The sequence below is a fragment of the Bifidobacterium porcinum genome, assembly GCF_055378475.1.
In genome coordinates this window covers 1,308,787-1,327,758 of sequence record NZ_AP029603.1, presented here as the reverse complement: position 1 = coordinate 1,327,758, position 18,972 = coordinate 1,308,787, and the positions used below count along the sequence as shown (strand labels likewise).

At 61.7% G+C, this 18,972-nt stretch carries 10 protein-coding genes; 4 read left to right on the top strand and 6 right to left on the bottom strand.

Features of this window, described 5'->3' with window-relative positions:
- The first annotated feature begins 123 nt into the window (after positions 1 to 123).
- The gene (gene ppgK / locus ACZ41G_RS05220; RefSeq protein WP_033507295.1) at positions 124 to 912 is read left to right on the top strand and encodes a polyphosphate--glucose phosphotransferase; all 789 of its coding nucleotides are present in this window, start codon (positions 124 to 126) and stop codon (positions 910 to 912) included.
- A gap of 849 nt (positions 913 to 1,761) precedes the next feature.
- Positions 1,762 to 2,955 carry a pyridoxal phosphate-dependent aminotransferase gene (locus ACZ41G_RS05215; RefSeq protein ID WP_464144790.1) on the top strand — a complete coding sequence of 398 codons (1,194 nt, stop codon included), beginning with the start codon at positions 1,762 to 1,764 and terminating at the stop codon, positions 2,953 to 2,955.
- A gap of 196 nt (positions 2,956 to 3,151) precedes the next feature.
- Here ACZ41G_RS05215 and ACZ41G_RS05210 read toward each other — a convergent pair whose 3' ends face one another.
- A complete protein-coding gene (locus tag ACZ41G_RS05210) occupies positions 3,152 to 3,943 on the bottom strand; it encodes an ATP-binding cassette domain-containing protein (protein ID WP_412170639.1) in 792 nt (263 codons plus the stop codon).
- A 5-nt stretch (positions 3,944 to 3,948) separates the two neighbouring features.
- Positions 3,949 to 6,174: a glycosyltransferase gene (locus ACZ41G_RS05205; protein ID WP_464144789.1), complete on the bottom strand. Its 2,226-nt coding sequence runs from the start codon at positions 6,172 to 6,174 to the stop codon at positions 3,949 to 3,951.
- A 60-nt stretch (positions 6,175 to 6,234) separates the two neighbouring features.
- Between ACZ41G_RS05205 and ACZ41G_RS05200 the strand changes: the two genes are divergently transcribed.
- Both ACZ41G_RS05200 and ligA read left to right on the top strand, forming a co-directional pair.
- Positions 6,235 to 9,915 (top strand): tetratricopeptide repeat protein, encoded by a 3,681-nt coding sequence (locus ACZ41G_RS05200; protein ID WP_464144787.1) that lies wholly within the window; start codon positions 6,235 to 6,237, stop codon positions 9,913 to 9,915.
- A 279-nt stretch (positions 9,916 to 10,194) separates the two neighbouring features.
- Positions 10,195 to 12,993: an NAD-dependent DNA ligase LigA gene (gene ligA, locus ACZ41G_RS05195; protein WP_464144786.1), complete on the top strand. Its 2,799-nt coding sequence runs from the start codon at positions 10,195 to 10,197 to the stop codon at positions 12,991 to 12,993.
- A 175-nt stretch (positions 12,994 to 13,168) separates the two neighbouring features.
- Here ligA and ACZ41G_RS05190 read toward each other — a convergent pair whose 3' ends face one another.
- The 4 genes from ACZ41G_RS05190 to lpdA form a co-directional block, all read right to left on the bottom strand.
- Positions 13,169 to 14,440, bottom strand: coding sequence for an Mrp/NBP35 family ATP-binding protein (locus ACZ41G_RS05190; RefSeq protein WP_464144785.1), 1,272 nt, complete (start codon positions 14,438 to 14,440; stop codon positions 13,169 to 13,171).
- A 202-nt stretch (positions 14,441 to 14,642) separates the two neighbouring features.
- On the bottom strand, positions 14,643 to 16,079 hold the full coding sequence (glnA, locus tag ACZ41G_RS05185) for a type I glutamate--ammonia ligase (protein WP_321046566.1): 1,437 nt from the start codon (positions 16,077 to 16,079) through the stop codon (positions 14,643 to 14,645).
- 359 nt (positions 16,080 to 16,438) lie between these two features.
- Positions 16,439 to 17,230, bottom strand: a complete 792-nt coding sequence (locus ACZ41G_RS05180) for a DUF4191 domain-containing protein (RefSeq protein ID WP_464144783.1) — start codon at positions 17,228 to 17,230, stop codon at positions 16,439 to 16,441.
- Positions 17,231 to 17,379: 149 nt separating this feature from the next.
- Entirely contained in the window at positions 17,380 to 18,858 is a 1,479-nt protein-coding gene (lpdA, locus tag ACZ41G_RS05175; RefSeq protein WP_464144782.1) for a dihydrolipoyl dehydrogenase, read from the bottom strand.
- Positions 18,859 to 18,972 lie beyond the last annotated feature (114 nt).

Below are 18,972 nucleotides of genomic sequence, written 5' to 3'. Positions count from 1 at the left end.
ACTTGGGAACAATGATGAAAGCGTTTGCAGGTTTTCGGCGTGGCGCGGCCTCATTCGGTCAGGGGGCGCGGTACAATCGCCGTACCGGTTCATACACCCCATCACCTCATAGGAAGGTCAAAGATGATTGAGACAGCACAGGCTTTCGGCGTTGACATCGGCGGCTCCGGCATCAAGGCGGCTCCCGTCAATTTGGAGAAGGGTGAGTTCGCTGAACCGCGTCTGAAGATTCTGACCCCGGAGAAATCCACTCCGCAGGCCGTTGCAGACATTGTGCGTCAGCAGCTCGAACATTTTGAAGTTCCTGAGGACGCGCCGGTCGGTATCGCGTTCCCGGCGCCGATCAAGCCCGGCAAGCCGCTTGATTTCATGGCGAACCTCGACCAGTCCTGGATCGGCGTGGACGTCACCGAGGAGTTCTCCAAGGCGTGCGGCCGTCCTGTGGTTGTCGTCAATGATGCTGACGCGGCGGGTATCGCCGAGCAGCAGTTCGGTGCGGCAAAGGGCCAGGACGGTCTGGTTATCGCGACCACGCTCGGCACCGGCATCGGCACCGCGTTGATTTACGACGGCGTGCTCATCCCGAATACCGAGCTGGGCCATATCGAACTGCAGAACGGCAAGGGCGACGCGGAGAAGTACGCGGCGTCGTCCGTGCGTGACAAGCTCGACATGAGCTACAAGAAGTGGGCGAAGCGCCTGACCAAGTACTACGGCCTTATGGAGAAGTACTTCAACCCCGATCTGTTCGTGGTCGGCGGTGGCGTCAGCCGTGTGAGCGAGAAGTTCCTGCCGTACATCGATATCAAGACCCCGATGGTTCCGGCGAAGCTGCGCAATGAGGCAGGTATCATCGGTGCCGCCTACTACGCCAGCGTCAAGGCCGCTAAGGCTGCTGAAGCCGCCAAGTAACAGGTTCTGCGGCGAATCCTGGTCCGGAGCGGATGAACGCATGCGGTTGGGATGTCGGAGGATGCTGAAGCATCGGTTGTGGCCCGTCCCGAGATGATCGGGGCGGGCCACAACGCGTATTTGGAGGCGGTTTGGGCGGTTCGTCGGTTTGGGTTGGTGGTTGGTTTTGCCGGTTTGGTGTGGTTGGTGGCGTTACGGTCGGTTGGTTCGTGGTGCGGTCGGTTGGTTGGCGGAGTTGATGGAGTTTGGTCGTTGCGACGTATTGGCACCATGGTGGTGAATGAGAGTTCCGTCTGGTTACGTATGCGGTGCCATACGCAACCATACGGAAGGCACAGAGGAACGATACGATCGCTTGGCGTCTGCCGGCTTGTGCATGCCCGGGCATACACAACGACGCGTTATCGGTATATCAGGGCTCCCGGGCGCTTGCTTCCGTCGCACAGCGTATGTTCTGGCACACTCGCGATTGGGGGACCCGGCCACATGACAAACCCGATTGCGTCCCCTGATGCCGACGACATTACGGAGTTCTCTGATGCCCTAGCGTGTCTTGTAGTCGCAACGTCCGTTGGGATGATAATCAATGCCTTTGGTTCTCTTTGCCGTGGTTGTGTGAGGATTGGCTCGCACGATGACCGGTTGGTTGGTTGGGGAGGGGTGATGTGGCGGGGTTTGGCGGTGTTGTGTGAGGATTTGCTCACATGGTGGAGGTGCGGGCGGCTTTGGAAACGACGGTTAGGCTTGGGCATCTCTGCGAGGCGGAAGTCTGGCGGCGCTGACTTCCACGGGGAATCCTCGCTCGTTGCCGGCCATGGCCGTGATGAGGGTGTGCGCTAGGATGGTGGCGTGCGATTTTCATCACGAGTAGACATCAGCGCCCCGAATGCCATTGCCCGGGCGGAGCAAGCCGCCAAAGAGGACGGCATCACGCTTGACAAACTCAACGATTCGAATCCGACCAAGTTCGCGCTCGCGCCGCAATCCTTGCCGACCGTCTACGCTGCGCAACCCCGCGGCCAATTCGAAGCCAGGCGACAACTGGCCGGTTTCCTTGCTGATAGACGCCGCCGCGAGTCCACGTTGCCTGACGCGCAGCCGGTCGATCCGAATCGTCTGTATCTGCTCAGCTCAACCTCACAAGCGTATTCGTGGCTGATGAAACTGCTGTGCGACGCCGGCGACATCGTGCTCGCCCCCAAGCCCGGATATCCGCTCATCGAATCGATCGCGGCGCTGGAATGCGTCCAAGTCATCACGTATCAACAGCGTTTCGACGGGTCATGGATCATCGATACCGCGCAACTGGAATCCCTGCTGAACGGCCCGCAAGGCGCGAAAATCCGCGCGTTGGTGCTGATTAATCCGAACAACCCGACCGGTTCGTACGTCAAGCCCGAAGAGCGTGAGACGATTGTGAGGCTATGTGCCGAGCATGGTGTCGCCATTATCGCCGACGAGGTGTTCTATGATTTCCCGGTCGAACCGTTCCCCGGCAACGCACGCTTGGCGGGGGAGCCACGCGTGCTGACTTTCGCGTTGGACGGATTGTCGAAAACACTTGCAGCCCCGCACGCGAAAGTCGGGTGGATCGAGGTGTCCGGCCCCGAGCTTGATGTCGATGAAGCATTGAAACGACTTGACGTGATCGCCGACGACTATCTGCCCATGAGCGATATCATCGCAGACCGTCTTCCCTCGTTCCTTGCCGAGGCGGCGCAACAGACCGCACGGGTTAGCGATCGTGTCCAGACGAACGCCGGAGCCTTGCGTCGTATGCTCGCCGATGACCCCAACGGTCTGGTATCGATGCTGCGTATGGAAGGCGGCTGGAATGCTTTGGTGCGAATCCCCTCGGTGCTTGACGAAAACGAAGTCGTGCTGCGGATGATCCGCGACCATCGGCTGACCGGGCAGCCCGGCTACTTCTTCGATATGACTTCCAACGGATATCTCGCGGTTTCTCTCCTGCCGCAGCCGGATCGTTTCGCACGCAACATTGCCGCGATGCTGGATACCGTAGCGGCGATGCTCAAGGAATAGACGAATCCGGCGAGCATTCAGCGAAAATTTAGCGATTGCTAGGCTATCATCCGCGAACGGAAACCCCAAGAACTTTGGTGGCAAGAACCCAAGTTCACTGATATCAGGCGAACAGTGGAGCAAACGGCGCGAACATCGCAAGCGGCGCAGACATATCGCGCGCGCGAATCATCGACTTACGCGAGCAGGCTTAGTCTTACGCGCGATCGCGCAGGCGGCGAATCAGATCAGTATAGGCGGTGACCGCGTCTTGGGGGCTCCCGTCGAACACAATACGTCCGCCGTCCAAGAGCAATGCCCGGTCAATCGCGTATTCCGGTCTGGTGATCATATCCGTGTCGTGCGTGGCGAATACCACTTGACGGTCAAGCGCAAACAGGGCGCGCGCCACGTGGGCGGTTCCGATTTCGTCAAGTCCCTTCGTCGGCTCGTCGGCGACCAGAACCGCAGGATCAAGGCATAACGCGGCCGCGATGGCCAGCAGATGACGGTGCTCACTGTCGAGCGCGTCCGCCGGCCTGTCCCGCCACACCGACAAATCAAGCTGCGCCAACAGCGAGCCGATACGCGCCTGACGCTCCGCATCCGCGATGTGTCGCGCCTGCATATGCGCGTCAAGCGCCTTCGCGATGTTTTCGCTGCGGTAGAAGCTGTTCGGAATCTCCTCCCGTCGCACACAACCGATTAGCTGTTCGACACGTTTGCGGTCTTTGCGGGAGCCGGGGTGCAGCGTGTGCTCGCCCGCGCAGATTGTGACCGAACCTGAAGTGGGGGCGAGCGAGCCATCGAGCAGTTTCAGCAGTGTCGTCTTGCCGGAGCCGTTCAGACCGATTACCGCGGTGCGTCGTGTGTCGAGGGTCAGGGTCGTATCGTGCAAGCCCGTGTTGCCATCCTCATACGTGTACGAGGCCTGTGCCAACGTGAACGTCACATGGTCGGGGCGGGGCGTGTCATCCCTGCGCGAGAACAATCCTGAGAAGATACCCATACCAGTCATCCTAGCAGCGAGAACCAGGCTTGAATCCGCGCGAAAATGTCCGGGGCCGAGCGTTGCAGCGAATCATCGCGGCCGGTGACGAAACACGAGGCGAGAAGGAACAGGATGCTCGCCAGCAGGAGCATCATGATCAGGATGCGCCTGGTATCAAGCGCGAACCGTTGCCAGCGTCCCGTCATGCGAACGTCTTGCAGCGCATGTGTGCCGGTGCCCCCCGTGCCGCCTGTGACCCCTTGTTCGGGCAGTTCGCCGAGCACCCACAGCAGCCCCGGCAGGCTTGCCAGTGTGATGAGCCACCCGAAATCGCAGATATACCGCCAGCCCAACCCGGCTTTGAACGCATCGACCAGCATGATGGCGATGCCGAGCATCAACATGCAGGAGAACAGCGCGCCGAATCGCTCACGACGATGCCGACACAACAGCGGAATGAGGAAGGCCAGCAACGCCATCGGACACATGGCGAACAATCCGGCAACCATCGGCTCGGCGAACCCCCAATGTGGCAATGGCGTGGGGTTGATTGCCACGAACGGGAACGTCGATTGCAGTCGGGGCGGCAGCAGCAGATAATAGCCGATGATCCAAGGGATATTCGCCACCGGTTCGCTGTATGAGGTCATGTCGTTGACGGTGATCTGATACGAATTGCCGAAATTGAACAGCGAGCCGAAACGTAGCGCGTTGTAGACGCACACCGGAATCACCACCGCGATCGCGGGCAGGATCACCGCCGCGGGGCCGGCCCATAGTTGACGCGTCGCCTTGCGTGCCCTCACCAATCTCGCCATCTGCCTGATTTGCCGCCAGAACATGGGGAAGATCAGCAATGCGCTCAACGCGAAGGTCGGGCGGCACCCCGCGTTCGCCGCGATGCAGGCGGCGCCGCAAGCCAACCGTGGCAACGACAATCCGGGGGCGTCACCCACATACCACAGCCGGCGGGAGCCTTCCGGACGTTCAGCTCCCGCCCACAGCCACAATCCAAGCGTCGTGAACATCAGCGAGGCGGCGATCGGCACAGAATAGAAGTTCGTGCGAAGCCACAGATACCCTACGTTCGAACCCAACAGCAGCGTCACCAAAGCCATGCTCATGGCGGCCACCGAGCAATTGGGGGCAACACGCCGCAGCATTCTGATCGTCAGCAGCGAACCGAACAGGACGAATCCGAACAGGAACACCAGCACCGCGCTCGCCGACGGCAGCATGGCCGGCATGCCGTCTATCACGTGCGACAGCGCCTGATAGGGCACGAACAGAATAATCGCCGGAATCACACCAAAATACGAGTACCAGTGCCCGTGATAGAACGCGTAATCCCAATAAATGGGAGATGCCCCCGCTTCCAACAGACGTTCCCTCAGGGCGGGATCATATGGATTGGCACTCTGCGCAAACGTTGATGATACCGGCAGATCAAGCCAGACCCTGCCTTGCAGAAGCGCATCGGCGATATGACCATACTGGTCGAAATCGTACGTGTACTCGTTCGGGGCTTGGAATACCAATGGTTTCCATATGGTGGCGATAATCGCCGCGCCGGTGAGCGAAATCACCCCGACAACCGCCATCACCGCGAAAAAGGCCAAGCGCTGGGCGGCGCTCGCCGGGTTGACGCGAATGCGCCACAGCGCCGAACGAGGCCGCCAACAGGCGATGAGGACGGCGATGGCGGCCATCACGGCGACGCGCAGCCAATCGACTTGGAACGCGACGCGAACATTGGGACGGACCGCGAAAATCGGAACCTGGGTGCCGGCGGGAGCCTGAATCCACAATCTCACCGTATGCTGCGCATCTGTGCGCAGATACAATGAGCGCGGACGGGATATGTCGACCAGCGTGGACGAGCCGGCGCGGCCGTCCGAATCAAGACGGACACGAACGACGGATACGATGTGGGAGCGTGCCGTCCCTGTTGCCCCGGTGATTTGCGCCAGATCGAGGCGAACATAGTGTGAACTGCCGTCCACAGGTACGGACAGAAACGCCTTCGTCTGATCGGTCACTTCCAGCGTGCCGGAGGCTTCACGCACCAGTCCTGAGCCCATGGTGTTGAGCGTGGCGGGTGAATCGGTGCTCGCCGCCACGCCTGTCCAATACGGCAGGTTGAACACCACGCATTCGAGCACGGCGATGATGAGTACGGATATGAGGGCGAACCGCGCCGCCGGATGGGACCGGCCGCGGCGGACAAGAGGTTCGTGGACAGACAGCACGGTTTTATTCTAAGAGCAAGACCACCCCGCCATGTCTGCGCGCATTGGGACAATCGCCGTATGACACGATTCAGGAAGCATACGGACGCACACGGCAGCCAGCCGAAACCATCGATGTTCGCCAAGCTGAAAGAATCGATTCGCCATTCGGTATTCGGCCAGTCGGATGGCAACGGGCACGGCTCATCCGCGCCGGCGAATCCCTTCGGACGGGCGCTGTCGAATCCAGACAATGTGGTGGACGAGCTGAGCCGCCACGCCATCAAACTCACGCCAATCGTCAAGCGCCGGGTCTACGAGGGCCTTTCTGGTGTGCCTGAGGGATTGCGCCTTGGATGGGCGCAGTTGCCGCAGACACGCGGGCGGGCGTTTTCCCTGGGCATGTTCATCGGGGATGATCGTTTCGCCCAGATCGCGCTCGCCGACGATCGCGGCCGTGTATTCGCCGGAACAGACCCGACGATGGATGTTCAAGGCGCTGAAATCCGATTCATGTTCAGCAAGGACGGCGAATCGCGGTTGCCGGACCATACACGGCTGGGAACAGGGGCTCGCGCGCAGGCGTCCATGGGCGTACGCGCCGGCGATTTCCTGCGCGGTGTAATCGGAGGCGAGCGCAACGGCGAATCCGAGGTCGATGTGCTGCAAGGCAGCATCGTCGGGCGTGGACAGGACGGGCGGATGATGTGGCTCGCTTCGTGGATCAAACGCAACAACCGCTATACGTTGGAACAGTTGCGCGCGGAGCTCGACCCCCAGATGCGTTGCGACCTCGAATACCGTGACGCCATCGCGATTGCCTTCTTCACCGCCTATCTGCTGCCCCAGATGAGTGGCTTGCTTATCGGCTTCGGATCGGGCAATATCTTCCGCAGACTCAACCGTGAGGCCCCGATGGGTGCAATCCGGCGCAGCGTCCGCGACACGTTGGAAGCGCGGGCGCATGGCTTGCGCTCTTCCGGCCTTGAAGACTACTTCTCCGACCTCATGCGGGAGGCCGGAGCGCTTCAACCGGTCGCCGGTCTGGAGGCAGTTCATGGCGCCGAGCCGCTGCACCTGTACACTTCGAGTTTCTCGGGGAGCTATTTCTTCAGTTGGGATTCCTCGCTTGAATTCTCGCCGGCGCTTGCATCCTTGGTGATTGAAGGCGGGCTCAACCGTTTCGCCGCCGTCAGCGCGGTGTTGGAACGCAACGCGAGAGTCGGACAGCAGCCGATCGAAGACAATGTCACCCGTGCACAGGCGGCGCAGCTTGATATGGCGTTGCTCAACGATCCCGCGCTCATCGCCCTGCGCAGCGACGACCGCATGCCGTTGGATCCGTTGCATGACGACGGTATCGCCCCGTTGCACACCATGATGCGCATCGCGCGGGATGCCGCCGAGCAGACGGCCCATGATTTCCCCGACCCGACAGGGCGTGCGATGACGGGCGCCAATGATGCCGCGGGGTCCGAATGGGTGTACCGCCAGACGTTGTCGCTGTTGCTGCGCAGCATGCGTCTGCCCTTCCGATTCGACGTTGATTTCCGCACGAACCTGCATGACGGCAACGTGGCAATCGCCTTCACCACGGCGGGCGCCGCGATGATGCCGAAAAGCCGGTACAGCGAACGCCGGCATGACTGGGTGAAACTCGAGGAACATGAGCGCGCCGCGATGAGTGCGGCATACAACCTGCGCGTCGGTCTGATGATGGCCGGTACGGCGTTCGCCGTGGACACACGGGTGCGGCAGGTGTCCGTGACCATTGATTCCATCGGGCTTGAGGAGGCGGTCGCCGAACAGGACAGCGCCATCGCCAAACTCATGGGCGAGGCACTTAAAGCGTTCGAACGCATGCGCACCCAGGAGCCCGGAGCGGCGATGGGCGGCAAATCCGCGCCGAAGGACGGCGATGTGCACGGCGATCCGTCGCTGGCGTCCCCCAAGCCGGAAGACGGGTCGCATGATGCCGCTGATTCGCATGTGGGCGAGGGGCGCATTCCGGCCGACGGGCTGAGTGCGCAATCCTCGTTTGAACACGGCGAGGGGTATGGCGAGGGTCAAGACGAAGGTCATGGTGCGCCGGATAATGCTTTGAAATCCGCGGAAGAGCAGGAATTCGAGGATTTGATGCAGGGCGCCGACATCGACGAAGCGGTGTTCAGCGTTCCGCAAGGCAATAACGAGCGAGATGGGTCCGGAGCTGAATCCTTCACCATCGCCGATTCCGGTTCGACATCGAGCACATTGGACGCTGTGAACGGGGCTGCCGGGCAGGACGGGTCGGATGGATCCGACGACCGAAACAGTTCGCTTGGGCAGAATGAACCGAACGAATCGAAACGAATCGCGGGAAGCGCCGGAATCGCGGGCAACGCCGGGAACGCCCACACGGGCAAACGCGGCGACGACCCGCTGGAAGCCCTGCGCAGCAACCCGACCGTACGGCATATGGTCGCGGTCACGTTCAGCCGGGACGCTTTCTTGGGCTATGTACACAATCATGGGCTCAACGACCCGGTCACCACGTACCGCATGTTCGATGCGGTCATGTCGGTCGATTCCGATGGCGCGCTTGAACCGGTGGACACCGACCTTGATTTGCGTGACGCCAAGTTTAGCCCGCTCGCCTCGCAGCAGGAGCCGGAGTTCTCGGAAGCCCATTTCGGCCCCCAGACCAGCCGGGTTCTGGGATGCACGGATGCGACCGGATTGTCCATTCAGCGAGTCGATCTACTGCAGCGTGCCGTTACCGATTTCCATCACCTCGCCTCGGATGACAGCATGCCGTCGGTCGCCAAAGCGCAACACGCCATGCGCATCGTCGAGCATATCGGCGATCCGGAACTCTCCCAGCTCGCCCCGCAGGTCGGGGCCGCGCTGATTGACGGCAAGGACACCCCCGACTTCGATTTCACCCTAGCCAAACGCTTGGATGCCGAACGTGTCAAAGCGCGAGACCTGCTGTTCTCAGGGCAGCCTGACCAGGCGATCGAGGTCCAGGAAGCGGCGGTCAGTCGGGTCGACACATTGTTTGCGCAGTCGAAAGGCGTGCCCCGATACTTCAACTCCTACGCGGAACGGGTGGTGTACAACCGCCTGTTCGCCACGGCGGGGGAGCGCACGGTCTTGATTCCCGACAGCCTGTTCTACGCGCATATGGAGCTTGCTGACATTCTCTCCCAAGTCAAGGGGGCCAAGGCGTCGCTGAAGCATCTCAACGCGATGGTCTCGTACGCGCCTGCCTACCCGCTGTCGCATATGCGTTTGGCGGTGCAGCTGGCCAGGGACGAGGATTGGGATTCCGCACGCGCCGCCTGCCTCAACGCGCTGCGGGTCGCGCTCGACCGGGCTGATGCGGCGTTCGCATACTACCGGTTCGCATACTCCGAATGGATGCGCGACCGGTTCGACACCGCTGCCGCCGCCTACCTTATGGCCGCCCATATCGCTCCCGGACAGTTCTCCACACTTCCTGCGGAGTTGGATGAGCTCATGGAACGGGCGCGTTCGCAATGCATCCCCGTGCCGCACGATGTCGTGGATGCGGCGACGGTGCTGACTGAACATGATCTGCCGGTGTGGCCGCACACCGAAGTTGAACCGATTGTGCGTCAGGCCGCGCGGGTGTGCGTCGACAACGGCATGTTTGTGCCCGCCCGCACGCTGTCCATCGCGGATGCCCGGTTGAACGACGGGCAAAGCGATGGTATCGATATGGCGCAGGCGCAGTTCCTCCGGTCCTTGGACGCATGAACCGGTGATGTCGCGGCGATGCCGACGCTGATCGGCGGGGTGCGACGCGCGCATTGAAATCGGTTGCGTGAAGCGTCTGCGTGAAGCCGGCACAAGGCGACACACAGCGGCACGCGGTGACGCGCGACGGAAAACGCTAGTGGCGACGCGCGGCGGAATCGGTGACCGCCTCCCCAAGCCGGGCATCATCATGCGCCCATGGTGACGGGCTTCTACTATCATCGAGTGCATGGAAGCGGGCGTTCGGCCCGCGCAACGATGACGAATGGCGGGTTTGGCATGACTGCACATGATGCACACAAGGCTGGCGAGGCTGAAGGGGAACAGCTGGCATGGGATTTCGACGCTCCTGATCAGGAGTCTGGAAATACGCCAGCAACGGGCACACAAGGCATCCCGGTGGCCGCAGACGAAGGCGTGCGCAAGTACGCGCCCGGCAGTGTGCAGTGGATTGCGGCTTTGCGCGCGGATGACGAGGATGCGCTGCGGCTCGACCGGCTCGATGTCAGCGTCATGGATGCGGATGCGGCGGCACGGTTGTGGGCCAAGGTCGCCGCGTGGGTGGAAAGCGACCAGGTCGCCTACTATATCGACGATTCGCCGGTTTCCTCGGACGCCGCATATGACGCGCGCATGCGCTGTCTGCAACGTCTTGAGGCCGCGTTCCCCTCGCTTGATTCCCCGCAGTCGCCCACCCACCGTGTCGGCGGGGCGTTCTCCAATGATTTCGTGTCGGTGCGTCACCCTTCGCGGATGATGAGCCTCGACGACGTGTTCTCCATCGAGGAGCTGCACGACTGGTACAACGGTGTGCGGGAAGACCTCGAATGGCCGGAAGACAAGCCGCTGCCGATGACCTGCGAAGTCAAAATCGACGGTCTCGCCTTGAACCTCATCTACCGCAACGGCGTACTCGAACAAGGCTTGACACGCGGCGATGGCGTGGTCGGCGAAGACATCACGATGAACGTGCGCACGATTTCGACCATTCCGCAGAATCTTGCCGGCCCTGCTTCGGATATCCCTGAATTCGTGGAGATTCGCGGCGAAGTGTTCATGCGGTGGGATGATTTCCACGCGCTCAACGAACGCAACGAGGACGAGGGACACGCCCCGTTCGCCAACCCGCGCAATGCGGCCGCCGGTTCGCTCAGGCAGAAGGACCCGCGGATCACCGCGACCAGACGATTGAGCTTCTACGCGCACGGCCTGGGCACTTTGCGTTGGGGTGAGGGCAGCGCGCATCAGGGTCACGACCAGGTGGACGATCAGTCGCAGGCGTACGACCTGTACAAGAAGTGGGGAATTCCGGTATCCCCGCATAACCGCGAGGTCACGGATTTCAGCCAGATTCTCGACATGATCGACTACTACGGCGAGCATCGAGGCGATATCGAGCATGCGCTCGATGGCATTGTCGTCAAGGTCGACGATCTGGCGTTGCAACGCCGGCTGGGCGCCACCTCGCGCGCCCCTCGCTGGGCGATCGCCTACAAGTACCCGCCGGAGGAGGTCAATACCGAACTGCTCAACATCATCGTGCAGGTCGGGCGTACAGGACGCGTCACGCCTGTCGCCGTGCTCAAACCCGTGTATGTCGCCGGATCGACGGTCGCGCGCACCACGCTGCATAATCCCTTCGAAATCAAGCGCAAGGGCATTCTCATCGGCGATACCGTGGTCGTGCGCAAGGCGGGCGACGTAATCCCGGAGCTTGTCGGGCCGGTATTGGAACGGCGCAAAGGCAGGGAAGACCAGCTGCATGAGTTCGTGATGCCCACCCGCTGCCCGTCCTGTGGAGCGGTGCTCGCCCCGGCGAAGGAAGGCGACAAGGATATCCGCTGCCCGAATGTCGAATCCTGCCCGGCACAGCTGACCGAGCGGATTATCAACCTGGGGTCGCGCAAGGCCTTCGACATCGAGCATCTGGGCGACCAGAGCGCGATTGCGTTGACCAATCCGGAGGAGAACCGGCCGGATTCCGTGGCATCCTACGACCCGTACCGCGCCGAGATCGACGTGAAGCCCGGACAAGAACCGGAGCCCTATGAGCCGGTGGAAGGCTTGCAACTGCCGCCCATGCAGACGCCGGTATTGTCCAGCGAAGCAGGGCTGTTCGGGCTGGACGCCGAAATGCTGCGCGATGTGCAGGTGTGGCGTGAGGCGCCGATTATCGAAGTGCGCGAGCAGACTGACGAAAACGGAAGGAAACGCAAGATACGCCGTCGGATTGGCGGATCCGGCCTGTGGCATCAGGTGCCGGCGTTCTGGACGACGCCGACAAACGCGAAAGCCGCGACCAGTGGGAAGACGATCGAACAGGCGAACGCGCGCGGGGACGATCTGGAATCCTACCCGGGGTACGCTGTGCCGCGCGACGCGCATGTCGTGCGCGAGCTGATCCGGACCCTGCGCGACGGCACGGTTGCGCGCCAGCCGGTGTATGTACGGCCGATGGAGAACACGTACAAGCTGCTCGATGAGATCAGCAAGGCCAAGCAGGCGGATTTGTGGCGTGTACTGGTTGCATTGTCCATCAGGCGGTTGGGGCCGCCGACCGCCCGCACGATTGCCGACCATTTTGGCTCGCTTGAGGCGATTGAGCGTGCGAGCGTCGCGGATTTGACTGAAATCGGCGGTATTGGGGAGGAAATCGCCAGTTCGGTGGTCGACTGGTTCGCCAAGTCACGCGAACCGGGCGATTGGCGTGGCAGGATTCTTGCCGCTTGGAAAGCCGCCGGAGTGGGGCAGGTCGAGCATGAGAACACCGAGCCGCAGACCTTGGCCGGCATGACGGTCGTGGTGACTGGATCGTTGGAGGATTTCAGCCGGGAATCCGCCAAGGAGGCGATTGTATCGCACGGAGGCAAGGCCGCGGGGTCGGTCAGCAAGAAAACCACATACGTGGTGGTCGGCGAGAATCCGGGCTCGAAAGCGACGAAAGCCGAGGAACTCGGCCTGCCGATCCTCGACGAAACCCAGTTCCACCGCCTGCTGGACACCGGCGAACCGGGAGAACCGGCCGCTCGTGCTGGCGCTGGTGCAGCTGATACGACCCAACCCGAACTCGCTGACTGACCTCTCCGAACCTTCTACCGACGCTGAGACCGCCGTCAGCGTCGGTAGAAGCAGCAGTTGCACAAACTGGTTACGCTGGGAGGGCTGTTTGCATAGACGGTTTGGGAAGGGGCTGCGTTGGGGATTGGGGTGGCGTTGCTTATCCGAGTTGCTTACCCGCCTTGTTTGGTGCTGTTTACTTGGTACTGGACATGAGGGATTGGGCGAGGGTGGTGAATTGGGCGGCGAGCGGAGTGCCGGACAACTCGCCGGATGGCGTCAGTACGGCCGGTCGCCCGGAATCGTCGATCTCGCGGATTTCCGGCTCGAGCGGCAGCTGGGCAAGCAGCGGCACATCATATCCGAGCGCGTGGGTCAGCTGTTCGCTGACGCGCTGTCCACCGCCGTGTCCGAAAATCTCCAACCGTTCGCCCTTGTGTTCGAAATAGCTCATATTCTCAACGACTCCTCGCACTTTCATCGGCACCTGCAGGGCGACCAGACCTGAACGTACCGCGATTTCCGAGGCGCTCGGCTGCGGGGTCGTCACCACTACAAGTTCGGCGTTCGGCAAGGTCTGCGCGACCGAAATCGCCATGTCACCGGTGCCGGGGGCCATATCGAGCAGCAGCACGTCCGGGCTGCCCCACCACACGTCCGACAGGAATTGCTCCAGCGAGCGTTGCAGTCTCGGCCCGCGCCACAGGATTGCGCGCTCCGAGCCGGCGAACATGCCAATCGACATGAGTTTGACGCCCCATGAGACCACAGGCATGAGCATGCCGTTCAGATTCGTGGGTTGCGTGTGCACACCGAACAGCCGCGGAAGCGAGAATCCGTAGATATCCGCGTCGATGGCAGCGGTATCGTAGCCGAGCGCGGCGAAGGTGGCGGCGAGATTCGCCGTGACCGAGGATTTGCCGACCCCGCCCTTGCCGGAAGCGATGGCGAAGATTCGCGTCTTGATACCCGGCTTGGTGAACGGGTTCTGCCGGCGTTCGGCCTTGAGCTGGGCGACGAGGCTCGCAAGCTTGTCCTGGCTCATCGCGCTCACTTCGATGTGGGGAATGAGCGTGGCATCCGGGTAAGCCGCCACAGCCTCGTTGATTTGGTTCGTGATGGTTTTCGACAACGGGCATCCCGCCACGGTGAGCTCCACGTGCACAATCACGTCGTAGGTCGCGGGGAGCGCATCGTGAGGGGTCGCCTCGATTGCGGCGATCATGCCCAGATCGGTGATGGAACGCCCCAATTCCGGGTCGATGACCTTGCTCAACCGGTGGTAGATGGCGATTTCGATGGCATTCGGCTGACTGTTCGGGACGTGTGCTAAGCCGTCAGTGTTGTCAGTGCTGTCAACGCTGACGGTATTGCTCGTGATGCCGGCGGTGCCGCCAGCAGTGCCGTTTGTGCCGGTGGCACCGTTGATGCTGTGCGTCGCCTGCTGGGAAGTCGGGGTGTGTGCCATGGTTCCTCCTGATTGTCCTTGAACACCGTAGCGCGCTTCCGTCCGCCACGCCAGTGGCGAAGCGCATATACGGGGACCGATTACCGGACAAACGTCCCGATGGCAACGATGTCATGCTGTGATCAGGCGTATCCCGCACACATACGAAAAAACGGGAAGCAAGCCCAAACTTGCTTCCCGTTTCAGCTACTGATTAGCGAAATCAGATGTTGAAGTACAGCTCGTACTCGAGCGGCGTCGGCTGCAGACGAGCCTGGTCGATTTCACCGCGCTTGAGGTCAAGCCAGGTCTCCAGCAAATCGTCGGTGAACACGTCGCCGGCGGTCAGGAAGTCGTGATCTTCCTCGAGGGCGTCGAGCGCCTCGCCGAGGGAGCCCGGCACCTGCTTGATGCCCTCATGCTCTTCCGGCGGCAGCTCGTAGAGGTCCTTGTCAACCGGAGCCGGAGGCTCGATGTGGTTGAGCACACCGTCAAGGCCTGCCATCAGCTGTGCGGAGAAGGCGAGGAACGGGTTGGAGGACGGATCCGGAGCGCGGAACTCGATGCGCTTGGCAGCCGGGCTCGTGCCAGCCAGCGGAATACGGATGGCGGCGGAGCGGTTACGAGCGGAGTACACCAGGTTGACCGGAGCCTCGAAGCCCGGAACCAGACGGTGGTAGGAGTTCAGCGACGGGTTGGTGAAGGCGAGCACGGAGGAAGCGTGCTTGATCAGGCCGCCAACGTACCAACGAGCGATATCGGAAAGCCCGCCGTAGCCCTTCTCGTCGTAGAACAGCGGCTTGCCGTCCTTCCACAGGGACTGGTGGCAGTGCATGCCGGTGCCGTTGTCGCCTGCGATCGGCTTCGGCATGAAGGTCACGGCCTTGCCGGCGAGGGCAGCGGTCTCGTGAACGACGTACTTGTACTTCATCAGGTCGTCGCCCGCGTGCTGCAGGGTGTTGAAGCGGTAGTTGATCTCCTGCTGGCCGGCGCCCGCGACCTCATGGTGCGAACGCTCGAGAATCAGGCCGACCTTCTGCAGGTTGGCGACCATGTCGTCGCGCAGATCCTGATAGTGATCGTTCGGCGGAACCGGGAAGTAGCCGCGCTTGACGCGGTTCTTGAAACCGATGTTCGGGGTGCCGTCATCTTCGGTGTCCACGCCGGAGTTCCACGGAGCCTCGATGGAGTCGACCTCGTAGAAGGAACGACGCATGCTGTTCTCGTAACGCACCTTGTCGAAGATGAAGAATTCGGCTTCAGGTGCGAAGGATGCGGTGTCGGCGATGCCGGTGGACTTGAGGTAGGCTTCGGCCTTGCCTGCGACCTGGCGCGGATCGCGGGAGTAAGGCTCATCGGTGATCGGGTCGACGATGGAGAAGGCCACGTCGAGCGTCTTGTGCTTGCGGAACGGGTCAATGAACGCGGTGGAGACATCCGGCACCAGCTTCATATCGGACTCGTTGATGGCCTGGAAGCCTTGGACGGAGGAACCATCGAACGGCATTCCGTCGGTGAAAGCATCCTTGAGGAACTCGCTGGCGGGAACCGTGAAGTGCTGCTGAATACCGATGAGATCGGTGAAGCGAACGGAGACGTACTCAACGCCCTCTTGGTTAATCAGGGCCTCGACGTCTGCTTTGGTTTCGAGTGCAGTCAAGGGACCGCTCCTTTCATGTGAACTTACAGGCTCCAAGTCTAGGTTCGTCGGTTTCGGCCACTCGCCGTTTGCGTTACGAACATGTTTCGTACTTCGGTAACATTTGGGTGAAATCGTTGGAAAATCAAGGTTCTGTATTTTTAAATCCGTAAGGATTTCGTGCATTTGGCGTTCGAAACATGGACATGTGGGCGTATCTGGGCGTCGTGGGCGGAGAATGTGCGCATGCCGTTGGCGCCGTCTCGGGCGGCGTGCGGAACGACGAATGCCCGGCCGGAGACAAGTCCGACCGGGCATTCGTGTGGTGTTGTTGTGTGATGTCGCTGTGCGTTTAGTGTTGCCGCGACCAGCGATATAGGTCAGCGACCGCGCAGCGCTCGACGATTGACATGCTGAGCACGCGTCGGATCGATGCCCTTCGGGATGCCGTAGCCCTGCTTGAGCTGCAGGGTGCGCAGACGCTCGTTGAGCGTGTTGAGCTCGGTTTTGGTCAGGTAGAAACGGGTGCGCGGGTGGAGTTTCTTCGCGATCCACAGCTTGTGGTGGGTCGGCTCGTAGCTCTTGCACTTGAGCACGGCACGACGCACGTCCTTCAAGCGCACCTGATGTTCGCCGGTGCCCACGCAGATGCGGTAGACCGGGATTGACGAGCCGGCGGTGACGCCCTTGATCTTGCGCTCTTCGCGGTCCATCGCGCGGCTGACGCGCTGCTCGTCGCCCTCACCGAGCAGGTAGATGCCGGAATTGCTGGTGCCGCGCCAGATCATATCCTTCGTTTTCGGATCGACCCACACCGGTTCCTGCGGGAAGGAGTAGCCGGCCTTGCTGATATTGCCCAGCACACCGATGGCGGCGCCCGGCTGGCCTTCGAGCTTCGCGTAGCCGACGCGGTCGGCGCGGTTGGTGAGCACCATGGTGAAGAACAGGGCGCCCAACATGACCGCGGTGATCATGAGCAGGATCCAGGCGATGACCGACCAGTGAAATACGATGCCGAGCACAATCGCGACGACAATCGGCGCGATGGCGGCGCCCGCGGCCAGCCAAGGCAGCTTCTTATCCTCTTTGTAGGTGAACTTGAACAGCGCGATGATATTCTTCACCATGTTCTGGCGCTTGCCGCCATTGCTCTTTTCGGCCTTGTCTGCCATTTGCGATCCTTATCTTCTGGGAAACGGACACACTGGGCACCACTCTATCAAACGGTATGGAAGCGCCGGAGACTGCCCGCGGGTAGCGAAATCGCTGTCTGCGGGCAGTCTTCCTCGGTCGGTTCTGGCTCGCGGCGGTGTCGTGCGGCTCAACGCGTATGCAACGGCCGCCCGTCCGCCTTGAGCATCGCCTCGCCGAGCGTCTCGCTGAAGGTCGGATGCGGGTGGATGAGCCGTGCCGCCTGGCTCAGCGGCACATGGTTGCCGACCAGTTGCTCGGCTTCGGCGATCAAGTCGCTTGCCACAGGCGACATCATGTGAACGCCGAGGATCACCTCGGTATCCGGGTCGCTCGCCCGCATGCCGCTCACCACGGACATCGAACCCGCGGAGCCGCTCATCAGCATGCGCGCGTTCGACAGCATCGGGTACAGGGTTTCCTTGACTTCCTGCACATCGTCGCGCTTCTGCGCCTCGTCAAGCGTCATGCCGACGGACGCGACCTCTGGCGTGGAGAATACGATCTGCGGCACGGCGTCATCGTCAACCGGCGGGGGATTGAGCCCGGCGATCGATTCCGCGATGACGATGCCCTGCTCGTACGCGCGGTAGGCGAGTGCTGGCCCGACCGTAATATCACCCACCGCCCACACGCCGGGCACATTGGTGCGTCCGTATGCGTCGGTGACGACGAAACCGCCGTCGGTCAGGGTGATTCCGTTCGAAGCGAACCATGGGCTTGACGTGTTCGGGGTACGGCCGATCGCGGCGAGCACCACTTCGCCGTATGCGGTGTGGTCCGTCGCATCATCACCACGCGTGTAGTGGACGGTTGCGCCGAGATTGACGCCCGTATCGACATGGCTGACTGAGGTGTGGTCGATGATGGTGATGCCACGCCGCTTCAACTCGCGCGTCAACGCCATGGAAGTCCTGCGGTCCCACGCCGACAGCAGCCGCTCCTTGCGGATCAGCATGGTTACGTCAGTGCCAGCGGCATGCCACATCGAAGCGAATTCGATGGCGATGGCCCCGGCGCCGATAATCACCGCGCTGGACGGGAACTGGTTGCGCGCCAACGCCTGCGTGGAGTCGATGAGCGCCCCGCCGAACGGCTGACCGGGCAGCGGCTTGGGTTCCGAGCCGGTGGCCAGGACCACATGTTCCGCGTTGAAGACCAAGGTCTGGCCGGCATCCTCGGGGATTTCCGCATTGCGGAACCGTTGTACCTGCTGTGTTCCGGCACTGGGGGTGACACTGACCGTGGAATGGTCGGTCAGCTCGGCCTGCCCGCGGATGACTGTGACCTTGCGGTGGGCGAGCAAACCGGCCAGCCCCTTGGTCATCGTGTCGACGATGTGCAGCCGATAATCGCGTAGCGCGCCGTAATCCACACCGCTGAGTGTGGCATCGATCCCCAGCTGCTGGGCGCGTCCGATTGTGTCGATGGTGCGTGTGGCGGTCAGCAGTGCCTTGGAAGGGATGCACCCGCGGTTCAAGCATGTGCCGCCGAGTGTGGCGTCCCGTTCAATCAGCACAACGGATTTGCCTAGTTGCGCGGCTCGCAGTGCGGTGGCGTATCCGCCCGGCCCGGCCCCGATGATGACGATGTCGGCATGTTCACTCATATGGCCTCCTCGCGCATGACCCGCCGCGCTGCCGTGTGCGCCGGGCTTCGGTTCAGGTTGCAATGTCTTCCAGTCTAAGGTGACGCTTCTACCTGCCGCCCGTATCCGCCTGTG